This window comes from Sulfitobacter brevis (assembly GCF_900112755.1).
In the GTDB taxonomy this organism is placed as follows: domain Bacteria; phylum Pseudomonadota; class Alphaproteobacteria; order Rhodobacterales; family Rhodobacteraceae; genus Sulfitobacter; species Sulfitobacter brevis.
This window is the reverse complement of the sequence record NZ_FOMW01000002.1, coordinates 218,215-230,792: the sequence shown is the minus strand read 5'-3', so window position 1 is coordinate 230,792 and position 12,578 is coordinate 218,215. Positions and strand designations below refer to the sequence as shown.

Annotated in this window: 10 protein-coding genes; 8 read left to right on the top strand and 2 right to left on the bottom strand. The window is 58.2% G+C overall.

The window, feature by feature from the left end; all coding sequences use genetic code 11:
* Nucleotides 1–126 precede the first annotated feature (126 nt).
* The 4 genes from BM174_RS03635 (at nucleotide 127) to BM174_RS03620 (ending at nucleotide 4,134) form a co-directional block, all read left to right on the top strand.
* Nucleotides 127–879: an RNA methyltransferase gene (locus BM174_RS03635; RefSeq protein WP_093922470.1), complete on the top strand. Its 753-nt coding sequence runs from the start codon at nucleotides 127–129 to the stop codon at nucleotides 877–879.
* Nucleotides 880–999: 120 nt separating this feature from the next.
* The gene (gene ctaA / locus BM174_RS03630; RefSeq protein ID WP_093922469.1) at nucleotides 1,000–2,148 is read left to right on the top strand and encodes a heme A synthase; all 1,149 of its coding nucleotides are present in this window, start codon (nucleotides 1,000–1,002) and stop codon (nucleotides 2,146–2,148) included.
* Nucleotide 2,149: 1 nt separating this feature from the next.
* Entirely contained in the window at nucleotides 2,150–3,628 is a 1,479-nt protein-coding gene (locus BM174_RS03625) for a carboxypeptidase M32 (protein WP_093922468.1), read from the top strand.
* 167 nt (nucleotides 3,629–3,795) lie between these two features.
* A complete protein-coding gene (locus BM174_RS03620) occupies nucleotides 3,796–4,134 on the top strand; it encodes a hypothetical protein (RefSeq protein ID WP_093922467.1) in 339 nt (112 codons plus the stop codon).
* 312 nt (nucleotides 4,135–4,446) lie between these two features.
* Here the strand turns inward: BM174_RS03620 and gyrA are convergent, their stop codons facing one another.
* Nucleotides 4,447–7,203 carry a DNA gyrase subunit A gene (gene gyrA / locus BM174_RS03615; RefSeq protein ID WP_093922466.1) on the bottom strand — a complete coding sequence of 919 codons (2,757 nt, stop codon included), beginning with the start codon at nucleotides 7,201–7,203 and terminating at the stop codon, nucleotides 4,447–4,449.
* A 188-nt stretch (nucleotides 7,204–7,391) separates the two neighbouring features.
* On the opposite strand from gyrA, the gene BM174_RS03610 reads away from it, so the two are divergent.
* Complete coding sequence (locus BM174_RS03610; protein WP_093922465.1) at nucleotides 7,392–7,661, top strand: usg protein; 270 nt, start codon at nucleotides 7,392–7,394, stop codon at nucleotides 7,659–7,661.
* A 30-nt stretch (nucleotides 7,662–7,691) separates the two neighbouring features.
* Here BM174_RS03610 and BM174_RS03605 read toward each other — a convergent pair whose 3' ends face one another.
* Nucleotides 7,692–8,651, bottom strand: a complete 960-nt coding sequence (locus BM174_RS03605) for a radical SAM protein (RefSeq protein WP_093922464.1) — start codon at nucleotides 8,649–8,651, stop codon at nucleotides 7,692–7,694.
* Between the two features lie 174 nt (nucleotides 8,652–8,825).
* Here BM174_RS03605 and zwf point away from each other — a divergent pair, with 174 nt between their 5' ends.
* The 3 genes from zwf to pgi are packed head-to-tail and all read left to right on the top strand — an operon-like array spanning nucleotide 8,826 to nucleotide 12,552.
* Nucleotides 8,826–10,295: a glucose-6-phosphate dehydrogenase gene (gene zwf / locus BM174_RS03600; RefSeq protein ID WP_093922463.1), complete on the top strand. Its 1,470-nt coding sequence runs from the start codon at nucleotides 8,826–8,828 to the stop codon at nucleotides 10,293–10,295.
* On the top strand, nucleotides 10,292–10,963 hold the full coding sequence (pgl, locus tag BM174_RS03595; protein ID WP_093922462.1) for a 6-phosphogluconolactonase: 672 nt from the start codon (nucleotides 10,292–10,294) through the stop codon (nucleotides 10,961–10,963). The genes zwf and pgl overlap by 4 nt, the downstream gene beginning before the upstream one ends.
* Complete coding sequence (pgi, locus tag BM174_RS03590; RefSeq protein WP_177209404.1) at nucleotides 10,960–12,552, top strand: glucose-6-phosphate isomerase; 1,593 nt, start codon at nucleotides 10,960–10,962, stop codon at nucleotides 12,550–12,552. The genes pgl and pgi overlap by 4 nt, the downstream gene beginning before the upstream one ends.
* The last annotated feature ends 26 nt before the right edge of the window (nucleotides 12,553–12,578 follow it).

The following is a 12,578-nucleotide window of genomic DNA, read 5'->3' as shown; positions in this document are numbered from 1 at the left end:
TGACTATCCTATGGCAAAAGAAAAGGAAATGTCATTGCGCGGGTAGGGCGGGGATCAAGTGCAGGTGTAGGAACAGCAAGCAGGCGCGTTCTTGCGATGTGGTCCCCGCAGGGCTAAGACGCGGCCATGACAGATGCTATCACCCCCCCGACGATTCCGGCCTTTGTGCTGGTGCGCCCGCAAATGGGCGAGAACATTGGTGCCGCCGCGCGGGCGATGTGGAATTTCGGGCTTGATCATATGGCAGTCGTGGCGCCGCGCGATGGCTGGCCCAATCCGGCGGCGGTCGCCATGGCTTCGGGCGCGGGGCGTCTGCTGGATGAAGCACGGCTTTATAGCGATCTGCCCGAAGCGCTGGGCCGCACCGATTTTGTCTTTGCCACCACGGCGCGCAATCGCGATCTGACCAAACCGGTATTCAGCCCCGAGGCGGCAATGGCCGCCGCCGCCGAAAAAATCGCCAGTGGCCAGCGGGTCGCGGTGCTTTTTGGTCCCGAACGTGCGGGCCTGGAGAATGACGACATCTCCCGCGCCAATGCGCTGATCTCGGTGCCGGTGAACCCCGAGTTTCCTTCGCTAAACCTTGCGCAATGTGTGTTGCTGGTCGGCTATGAATGGCGCCGCGCCCAAGGTGATGTGAAGGCCCAGACCGTTGGCATGGCAGGCACCGAATGGGCCAGCGGCCAAGAGGTTGAGCATCTGTCGCAGCATTTCGAAGAGCGGTTGGAGACGGCGGGGTTCTTTTATCCCGACCACAAGATCGCCTCGATGAAGGTCAATCTGCGCAATATGTGGTCGCGGATGCCGCTGACCCGAGCCGACGTGCAGACGTTCCATGGCATGATGCGCCAGATGGTCCGCTGGAAAGAACGCGACTAAGGCGCAGCCGACCGCCGGACCCACCCGTATATTCCACGACGTTTGAGGCCGGGCTTTCATCCTAGACCTTGCCCGCATGTTGTCCTACCTATCAGGGCAATTCAGCAATCGGGGTGCGCCATGGCGGAAAAACGCAAATTGTTCGAAGATGTTGGCGGGGCGCAGGCCACGCGGCCTGTCGCGCAACCGGGCGCAATTGATCGCGGCCGAGGCGGCGCGCGTGGCCCGATCCGTGTCTGGCTGATGATCCTTTTTGCGCTGGTCTTTGTGATGATCGCCGTCGGCGGAGCCACACGGCTGACGGATTCCGGCCTGTCGATAACCGAATGGCGGCCCTTTACCGGCGCGATGCCGCCGCTGAACGAGGCCGATTGGGAAGAAGAGTTCGCCAAATACCAAGCAATTGACGAATTCCAGATCCAGAACGACTGGATGCAGCTTTCCGATTTCAAAAAGATCTATTGGTGGGAATGGGGCCATCGCCAGTTGGGCCGCGTGATCGGCCTTGTCTGGGCGCTAGGGTTCTTGTGGTTCCTGCTGCGCCGCCAGATTCCGACAGGGTGGAGCGGGCGATTGGTGTTTGTCGGCGCACTTGGCGGCGCGCAGGGGGCAATCGGCTGGTGGATGGTCGCCTCGGGCGTGACCACGGGCGAGGCGACCACCGATGTGGCGAGCTACCGTCTGGCGACCCATCTGGGGCTGGCCTTTGTGATCTTGGGGTTCATCACGTGGTATGTGCTGCTGCTGGGCCGACCCGAGCGCGACCTGATGCAGGCCCGCCGCGCCAAAGAGCGCAAGCACTACGGGCTGGCCACGGGGATGCTGCATCTGGCCTTCATTCAAATTTTGCTTGGGGCGCTGGTCGCGGGGATCGACGCAGGGCGCTATTTTGTGGATTGGCCGTTGATGCAGGGGCAATTCTTTCCGCCCGATGCCTTCAGTATCACCCCGGGCTGGCGCAACTTCTTTGAAAACCCCGGACTGGTGCAATTCATGCACCGGATGACAGGCTATCTGCTGGCGATCTTCGGGGTCGTCGTCTGGCTGCGCGGCCGGCGTTCGGCGCATCCACAGACGAGGTTTGCGTTTAATGCGGTCTTTGCGGCGCTGGCCTTGCAGGTGGTGCTCGGCATTACCACGGTGCTTTACGCGGCACCCGTACATATCGCGTTGGCGCATCAGGCGCTGGCGGTGGTGCTTTGGGTCTTGATCCTGCGCGCCCGCTTTTTGTCGGCCTATCCGGTCGCTGCGACCATTCGAGGAAAATAACATGTCTGCCTATGATGAACTGATGGAATTTCAGCGCGAAACCGAGGCGCTCTCGCAGGTAGCGGGGCGTTTGGGCTGGGATCAAGAAACTATGATGCCACGCGGTGCCGCTCCCCAGCGCGGTGAAGAAATGGCCGCGATGGAAGGCGTGCTGCACGCCCGGCGTGTCGACAGCCGGATTGCGGACTGGCTGGACACGATTGAAGAAAGCAGTCTCGACGAGGTCGGCCACGCCAACCTGCGCCACATCCGGCGCGATTATGACCGTGCCACCAAGGTGCCCGCCAAGCTTGCGGCCCGTATCGCACGGGTCACGTCACAGGCCCAAGGAATCTGGGCGCAGGCCCGCGAGGACGAATCTGTTGCTGCGTTTCTGCCGACGCTGGCCGAAGTTATCGCCCTGAAGCGCGAAGAGGGCCAAGCGCTGGCCGCAGGCGGTGATGTTTATGATGCAATGCTGCAAGACTATGAGCCCGGCACCACGGCAGCAGCACTTGAGGCAATGTTTGGTGCCTTGCGCCCCGAATTGACCAGCCTGCGCGAAGCGGTACGCGCCGCCGAGGCGCCCCCTGTGCTGGAAGGCGTGTTTGACGAAGCCGCACAGATGAAGCTGACCCGCCAGCTTGCCAAGACTTTCGGCTATGACATGAGCATGGGGCGGGTTGATAAAGCGGTGCATCCCTTTGCCTCAGGCTCGGGGCTTGATGTGCGCATCACCACCCGCACCAATGCGCTAGACCCGTTCAATTGTCTTTATTCAACGATCCATGAGGTCGGCCACGCATGTTATGAACAAAGCATTGATCCGGCCTATCTGCTGACGCCTTTAGGCAAGGGCGTGTCGATGGGTGTGCATGAGAGCCAAAGCCGTATTTATGAAAACCAACTCGGCCGTAGCCGCGCCTTTACCGGTTGGCTGTTCGACCAGATGAACGAAGCCTTTGGTGATATCGGCGTGAAGGATGCCGACACCTTCTACCGGATTGTGAACCGCGTCTCCGAAGGCTTCATCCGCACCGAAGCGGATGAGTTGCAATATAACCTGCATGTGTTGATGCGCTTTGACCTTGAGCGTGCGCTTATGTCTGGCGATCTGGCTGTGGAGGACGTCGAGGCGGCGTGGAATGAGCGGTTTGCAGCCGATTTCGGCTATGCCGTCGACCGTCCGTCCAACGGTGTGTTGCAGGATGTCCATTGGTCCGTCGGTCTATTCGGATATTTCCCGACTTATACATTGGGCAACGTCTATGCAGGCTGTTTGAACGAAGCGATGCGCCCTGCAATCCCCACGCTCGACGAGGATCTGGCGAAAGGCGATACAAATAAGGCGACTGCGTGGCTCAAGCAGGCGGTGCAGACCCACGGGGGGCTTTACGAGCCGCGTGATGTGATCGCACGCGCCATCGGTAAGGAGCCTTCAGAGGAGCCCCTGTTGCGCTATTTAAAGGCGAAATTTATGGATATTTACAAAATCGGGTGATAATCTTAGAGTAGACGCAAGATTAGACTGGAACCATCATTAATACGGCGCGTATTATGAGTGTGGTAAGGGGTTAGTGTTTCGCTTGAACGTTAGCCTTTCCGTTAGTTCGGAATCGTGTAATAAGCGCCGTAGCTGAACAAAATTTTCCTCGGGAGTTGATCCAAATGAAACGTTTTCTTTCCATCACCGCCGCCGTCGTACTGACAGCCACTTCGAGCTTCGCTCAAACCACCTCACAGGCCGCTGTCCTCGAAGGTAACAGTGGTAACCCAGCCTACCCGCTGGTTGTACAGGGCGCTAACGGCGTTATCTATAGCTGCGAAGCAGCGATCGTTGCAGTCGATGGTGTAAATGCGCGCCGTTGCGTTAAAGCCGATGCATCCCTCTACACCGCCGGCAGCGGCTTGGCGACTGGCGCAGCAATCGGCGCAGGTCTTATCGGGATCATCTTGATCGCATCGAACGGTTCGAACTCCACAACAACAACAACAACCGGATCCTAATCTACGCCCGTTTTTCGCCAGTTGATTAACTTCCGACGCTAATTATCCCCGCGTTCTGCATGACAGAGCGCGGGGATTTTTTATACGTAATGTGTGGTTTGGCACGCCAAATCCTCAGGTGATAGCGCCATAGGACGCGCGATGATCTGGGCGAGGTGATCGATTAACGGGCATAGCGGTGTTCGGTTTTTGCGCATGTACTTTCGATACCTTCGAATGCAAAGAGGCCCCAACGAACCTTCGTCGGGGCCTCTTTTTTTCTAGGCTTCGGCAATCAACCGGTTAAGCGGCTGGCTGATAGCCCGGCAATCATCACTCGGTGGCAGCGTCACCCTCAATCTCTTCGTCGGCCTCGGCGCCTTGATCGGCGATCCATGCCACACTGACAACTTCCTCGTTCTTGCCGGTGTTAAACACCCGAACCCCGCCCGCGCTGCGTGAGCGGAAGGAGATGCCCTCGACCGGCACACGGATCGACTGCCCCTTAGAGGTCGCGAGCATGATCTGGTCGTCCAACTCGACAGGGAAGGAAGCGACGATTTGGCCGCCGCGCATCGCTTTGTCCATCGCTGTGACGCCAAGGCCACCGCGCCCACGGACTGGATAGTCATGGCTGGAGCTCAGCTTGCCCGCGCCTTTTGCCGTGATGGTCAGGATCAGGTTCTCGGCAGCAGACATCGCTGGATAATCAATCTCGACCGCCGCGCCTGTAGTTTCCTCATCATCAGATACTTCGGCCTCATCAGTCAAACCCGCCATCGCGCGACGCATCTTGAGATAGGCTTGGCGCTCATCTGACGTCGCATCGAAGTGGCGGATGATCGACATGGAGACGACCTTGTCGTCGCCGTTCAACCGGATACCGCGCACCCCGACAGAGGCGCGGCTGTTAAATACCCGCACATCGGTCGCAGGGAAACGGATCGCGCGGCCCGAGTTGGTAACCAACATCACATCGTCATCATGCGAGGCGATGCGGGCGTTGATCAGCGTCGTATTGGCGTGATCATCCTCGAACTTCATCGCGATCTTGCCGTTTGATTTCACATTGGTGAAGTCCGACAGCTTGTTTCGGCGCACAGTGCCTGCCGATGTGGCAAAGACCACCTGAAGATCGTCCCAATCCTTCTCGTCGCGGTCCACAGGCATAATTGCCGCGATGGAAACCCCGACAGGGATCGGCAAGATATTGACGATCGCCTTGCCCTTAGAGGCCCGTCCGCCTTGTGGCAAGCGCCAGGTCTTGAGCTTGTAGACCATGCCATCGGTGGTGAAGAACAGCAGCTGCGTATGGGTATTGGCGACAAAGAGCGTGGTGACCACGTCTTCTTCTTTGGTGGCCATACCGCTGACACCCTTGCCACCGCGGCGCTGGCTGCGGAAATCGATCAGCGGGGTGCGTTTGATATAACCGCCGGAGGTGACTGTCACGACCATGTCCTCGCGCGCAATCAGATCTTCGTCGTCCATATCGCCGGACCAGTCGACAATCTCGGTGCGGCGCGGCACGGCGAACAATTCGCGCACTTCGCGCAGCTCGTCCGCGATGATGCCCATGATCCGCTCCCGCGAGCCAAGGATTTCGAGGTATTCCTTAATCTTGGCCGCCAGCTCTTCCAGCTCGTCGGTGACTTCCTTGACGCCAATCTGGGTCAGACGCTGCAGACGCAATTCAAGAATGGCGCGGGCCTGCGTTTCTGACAGGTTATAGGTGCCATCGTCGTTCGCAGTATGGGTCGGATCATCGATCAATGCGATATAAGGCAGGATGTCACGCGCGGGCCAGCGCCGCGTCATCAGCTTTTCGCGCGCTTCTCCGGCATCGGCCGAGGACCGGATCGTGGCGACGATTTCATCGATATTGGTCACGGCAACGGCCAGGCCACAGAGGATATGGCTGCGTTCGCGGGCTTTACGCAAGAGATAAGCGGTGCGACGGGCGACCACGTCTTCGCGGAAATCAATGAAAGAGGTAAGGAACTTACGCAATGTCAGCTGCTCGGGTCGGCCACCATTCAGGGCCAACATATTACAGCCAAAATAAGTCTGCATCGGCGTAAAGCGGAACAACTGGTTCATCACGACTTCGGCGGTCGCATCGCGCTTCAACTCGACAACGACGCGCACGCCGTTGCGGTCGGATTCATCTTGTACGTGGGCGATGCCCTCGATCTTTTTCTCGCGCACCTGCTCGGCGATCTTTTCGATCATCGAGGCTTTGTTGACCTGATAGGGGATCTCGTCGAGCACAATCGCCCAACGATCTTTGCGGATCTCTTCAATCCGCGTCTTTGCGCGGATGATGACCGAACCACGACCCTCAAGGTAGGCTTTGCGCGCGCCAGTCCGGCCCAGCATAATGCCGCCGGTCGGGAAATCTGGGCCGGGCACGTATTCGATTAACTGCTCCGACGTCAGGTCAGGGTCTTCGATCAGCGCCAATGTGGCGTCAATTACTTCGCCAAGGTTATGGGGCGGAATATTGGTCGCCATGCCGACAGCAATACCGCCAGCGCCGTTGACCAGCATGTTCGGGAAACGGGCAGGAAGGACCGTTGGTTCGCGGTCTTTGCCATCATAGTTGTCTTGAAAGTCTACGGTATCTTTATCGATATCAGACAGCAGGAATGCGGCAGGCTTGTCCATGCGCACTTCTGTATAGCGCATGGCTGCAGCACTATCACCGTCCATGGAGCCGAAGTTGCCTTGACCGTCAAGCAACGGCAGCGACATCGAGAAATCCTGCGCCATCCGCACCAGTGCGTCATAAATCGCGCTGTCGCCGTGAGGGTGGTATTTACCCATTACGTCGCCCACAGAACGGGCCGATTTACGGTAGGATTTGTCGTGCGTGTTACCAGCTTCATGCATCCCATAAAGAATGCGGCGGTGAACAGGTTTCAGACCGTCCCGAAGATCAGGAATGGCGCGACTGACGATGACCGACATGGCATAATCGAGATAGCTTGTGCGCATCTCGTGCTCGATAGTGACGGACGGACCATCAAAGATCGGACGCTCTGGCGTGTTTTCGTCATTGTTTTCAGGCGTTTCTGGCGTGTCGTTCACGTGATCTGCTCAGCTTTTGATAGGCTCTATATGTTGCGGTTTTGTATAGCAGACGCCGCATATCAGGTGCAATGGCTGTGGCCCAAACGCACTGGCAGCATTTGGGTTAGAGTGCCAACACACTGTTTTTATTGAAAAGTAATAATTAACTGTCAGGCTGGTCGGGTAAGCAGCAAGGAGAGGTGAAAATGCCCGCAACTGATACCGAACTCATGCTAAAAGGCTATGGCCTGACCACGGCAGAGTTCTTTTACCGGATGCCTGACTATACACACGTGCTCAACAGCTATGTCTGGCAAGATTATGACATCGCGCCCGATCATCCGCGCCTGTTCAAATTTGTCGAGTTCTGGCAATCCGAGATCGAAGGCCCGCTCCACTCGGTGCGCTTTACCCATCGCAAGCTTTTGGCGACGGGCGAATGGCGCAATGTTGTGGGCGAGTTTACCCTGCACTGATCAAAGATCGCTGAATCAGGGCAGGCGCGATTAAGCTGAACAGCTTGCGCCGCCCAAAACGCAGAACTTGGCGCAATGGGGATGGTTTAGTGCCACGTCGCGCTCGGCCTCTTGCAAGGTGGCGCCAAGCTCGAATTCCGGCGCATAGGGCAGCAAGGTACAGGCCAACACGGCAGGCTTTTGCGCCCCTTTGCGTTTAACCACCATGCGGGAGGAGGCACACATCATCGCATCGGGCGAGACATCCAGAATACCCCAGCATGCGGTGGTAATTTCAGGAACTTCGACAGTTTCATCCATTTCGGGAAACAGCACTGTCATGCCCGCGTTTTGCGCATCAATATCAAAACCATACTCGGCAAAGAGGGCGGCATAACCGGCGCGGCTCTCGTTGTCGTTCTCAGCAAATATGGATCGGCCTGCGACAGCCATGCGAAAGCCGTTGTCGCGCAGCCATGCCATGCCGGTGAGGGTCTTCTCAAAAGCACCGGCACCGCGTTCGGTGTCGTGCAGGTCCTCGCGGTGGTGATCGACGGAAATGCGCAGGGTCAGCTTGCCGGGGTAGGCCGCATTCAACCGCATCAAGCCTGTCTGCACTGTTTTGCGCATCATCGGGCGCATGGCATTGGTCAGGATCAACACCTCATATCCGCGTGCCAATGCGCTTTCTGTCATGTCGATCATCTGCGGGTTCATAAAGGGCTCGCCGCCGGTAAAGGCGATCTCGGTCACCGGCCAGTCCCGCTGCTCCAGCTGGTCGAGGTAATCGCCAACCTCTGTCGGAGTGATGTAAACCAGCGCATCGTTGGTCGGGCTTGAGGCGATATAGCAGTTGGTGCATTCAATGTTGCACAGCGTGCCGGTGTTGAACCAAAGGGTCTTGGGGTTACTCAGCGACACGCGCGCGCGATCTTCGCCCTTGGCCGTCACGCGAGGGTCGAGAAATTTGCCGATATTCGCGCCGTCGGTCTCTGTCGCCAAGTCTTTCATCATTCGTCCTTGTCTCAACCCAACAGTTGCTGTGAAGTGTGCTATGTCAAACTTGGTCACATTAAAAGCCTGTGCAAGGTTAAGCACAGACTTGTGAAATGCTGGAAATAAGCTATGTTTGCGCTAACAGTTGGGTTTTGTGTCAGACACAAGCGTATTTAAGGGATCTTCAAAATGGTTTCACGCGTCATACCGGTTGACCCGTTCGACCTTGTTATATTCGGCGGTACGGGCGATCTGGCCCGCCGGAAAATTCTGCCAGGTTTGTTCCGGCGCTTCTGTGCAGGGCAGATGCCACCCGAGGCACGAATCATCGGCGCGGCACGCTCGGACATCGATGTTGCCGCATTTCGCGCAATGGTGGCCGAGGCGACGCAGGAATTTGGCGGCGGCTTTACCTGTGAGACCGGCACTCTTGAGGCCTTTCTCGAACAGATTGATTATGTCGCGATTGACGCGCGGGGCGATCAGGGCTGGGCCGAGTTACAGGAAAAGATGTCCGGCAAAGGTCGGGTCGAGGCCTATTATTTCTCGGTGTCGCCCGCCTTGTTCGGGGATTTGGCCGAGCGGTTGCAGAAATGGGGCATGGCTGATCAGGACGCGCGAATTGTGGTGGAAAAGCCCTTTGGCCGTGACCTTGAAACGGCGCAAACGCTGAACGCGACGCTTGCTACCTATTTCGACGAACACCAGATCTACCGGATCGACCATTACCTCGGCAAAGAGACCGTGCAGAACCTGATGGCGGTGCGTTTCGGCAATATGCTGTTCGAGCCGCTGTGGAATGCGCAATACGTCGATCATATCCAGATCACCGTGGCCGAGACCGTGGGTGTCGGCGGGCGCGGGGAGTACTATGACAAGTCCGGCGCGATGCGCGACATGGTGCAAAACCACCTGATGCAATTGCTGTGCCTCATCGCGATGGAACCGCCAGCGCGGTTTGATCCCGATGCGGTCCGGGATGAAAAACTGAAAGTGATCCGCGCGCTCGATCCGGTTCTGCCGCATCACATTATCCGGGGCCAGTATCAGGCCGAACCGATGAACGAGGCCAATGCGCCGGGCTATCGCACTGCCGTGGGCGATGCGCGGTCGCGTACCGAAAGCTTCATCGCGCTCAAGACCCACATCAGCAACTGGCGGTGGGCAGGGACGCCGTTTTATCTGCGCACGGGCAAGCGCATGTCGGCGCGCTCCTCCGAGATTACGGTCGTCTTCAAAGAAACCCCGCACTCGATCTTTGCCGAGGACGCCGGTCGGCATCGCAACGTGCTGTCGATCCGCCTGCAACCTAACGAAGGCATTACCCTTGGCGTCACTATCAAGGAGCCGGGACCGGGCGGTATGCGCCTTGTCGATGTGCCGCTGGATATGACCTTCGCCGATGCTTTGGGCGAAGAGGGGGCTGATCAGGTCGACGCCTACGAGCGCTTGATCATGGATGTGATCCGCGGCAACCAGACGCTGTTCATGCGCGGCGACGAGGTCGAGGCTGCTTGGGCATGGACTGATCCGATCATTGAGGGTTGGGAGGCGCGGAATGACGTGCCAAAGCCCTACGACAGCGGTTCGGACGGGCCGACTGATTCAACCGAATTGATGCGGCGTGACGGTCGCGAATGGCGCAAGGTGTCCTTATGAATGTGATCGAATACGCAGATCAGGAAATGCTGTCGATGAACGTCGCCAATGTTTTGGCGGGCGCGTTGAAGAAGTGCCTTTTGGTGCATGATTTCGCGTCCTTCGCCGTGCCGGGCGGCACCACACCGGGCCCGATTTTCGACATGCTCAGCGGCATCGCGCTGGATTGGAGCCGCGTGCATGTTTTGCTGACGGACGAGCGTTGGGTGGCCGAGGAGGACGGGCGCTCCAACGCGCGGCTGATCCGCGAACGCCTGTTGGTCGATCATGCCACCAACGCCCGATTTATCCCCTATTTTCAAAACGGTATGGATGCCGCTTCGGGCAGTGCTGCACTCGCCGAAACACTCACGTCTGAGTTGCCTTTGTCGCTGTTGTTGCTGGGGATGGGCGGCGACATGCACACCGCATCGCTGTTCCCCGGTGCGCCGGGGTTGAAGGAGGCGCTGGCCTCCGACGCGCCGCCGCTGTGCGCTGTGCAACCGCAAGATCAAGACATCGCCCGAGTTACTCTTGCGGCCCATGTGCTGGACGGCGCGATGGACAAGCATCTGGTGATCTTCGGCGACGCCAAACGCGCGGCCCTAGAGCGTGCCGCGACCTTACCGCCCGAAGAGGCGCCGATTGCCGCCGTACTTGACGAACTTACGGTGCATTGGGCCGCATGATGGATATTTGGAACAGCCTCGCCGCGCAGGCCAAGGCCGCGCAAGCCCGCTCGATCATGGCGTTGTTTGACACCGCTGATCGCGCCGACGACTTCGCCGTCGAAACCGCTGAAATGCGGTTTGATTATTCGAAGACCAACATCGACAATGCCACCCGCGATATGCTGCTGGCTCTGGCTGAAGACGCAGGCGTGGCTGCGAAACGTGACGCTATGTTCTCCGGCGCGCCGATTAACCAGACTGAGGATCGCGCAGTTTTGCACACGGCGCTGCGCAATCTCGATGGTGGGCCGGTTATGGTGCAGGGCGGGGATGTCATGCCACAGGTGCTTGATACACTGGCCCGCATGCGCCGCTTTGCCGATAAGATCCGTGCCAGCGACATAACCGATATCGTCAATATCGGCATCGGCGGCTCCGACCTTGGTCCTGCGATGGCCACCGCCGCGCTGCACCCTTATCACGACGGGCCGCGCACATATTTCGTCTCCAACGTAGATGGCGCTCATATCAGCGACACACTGCAGGGGCTCGACGCCAAGCGCACATTGATCATCGTCGCGTCAAAGACATTCACCACCATTGAAACCATGACCAACGCGCGCACCGCCAAGGCATGGATGCAAGAACACGGCGGTGATCCGGCCATCCAATTTGCAGCTCTCAGCACCGCCGAGGACAAAACGAGCACTTTCGGCATCGCGCCCGATCAGGTCTTTGGTTTTGAGGATTGGGTCGGCGGGCGATATTCAGTTTGGGGTCCTATCGGCCTTTCACTGATGATCGCCATCGGCCCCAAAGCCTTTGACGCCTTCTTGCGCGGCGCTCAAGCGATGGATAGCCACTTTCGCGCTGCGGCACCCCTTGAAAACATGCCGATGATGCTGGCACTGACTGGCATCTGGCACAATCAAATCTGCGGGCATGCCACCCGTGCGGTTCTGCCCTACGACCAGCGCCTGAACCAGTTGCCCGCCTATCTGCAACAGCTGGAAATGGAATCAAACGGCAAGTCTGTGCGGATCGATGGCAGCGACAGTCCGCGCAATACCGGACCCGTCGTCTGGGGTGCCGCAGGCACCAATGGCCAGCACGCCTTTTACCAACTGATCCATCAAGGCACCTGGGTTATTCCTTGTGAGTTCCTCGTGGCCGCCCAAGGTCATGAGCCTGATCTTGCCCATCACCACACGCTGCTGATCGCAAATTGCCTCGCCCAATCCGAAGCCCTGATGCGCGGACGTTCGTTGAATGAAGCGTGCGAGATGATGGCAGCGGCCGGCCTCACAGGTGATGAGCTTGAGCGCCAGTCCCGCCACCGTGTTTTCTCCGGCAACCGCCCTTCTACCACGCTGGTTTATCCGCGCCTTGACCCCTTTACTCTTGGCCAGATCATCGCGCTCTATGAACATCGCGTGTTCGTCGAAGGGGTGATCCTCGACATCAATTCATTTGATCAATGGGGCGTGGAACTGGGCAAGGAGCTGGCAACCTCGCTGCTTCCTGTCATCGAAGGCACCAAGCCTGCAACGGATAAAGATCCCTCAACCGCCACTTTGGTCGCTTGGCTCAATAAGCACCGCGGCTAAGGCAATTTGACCGAGAGTATTTCGGG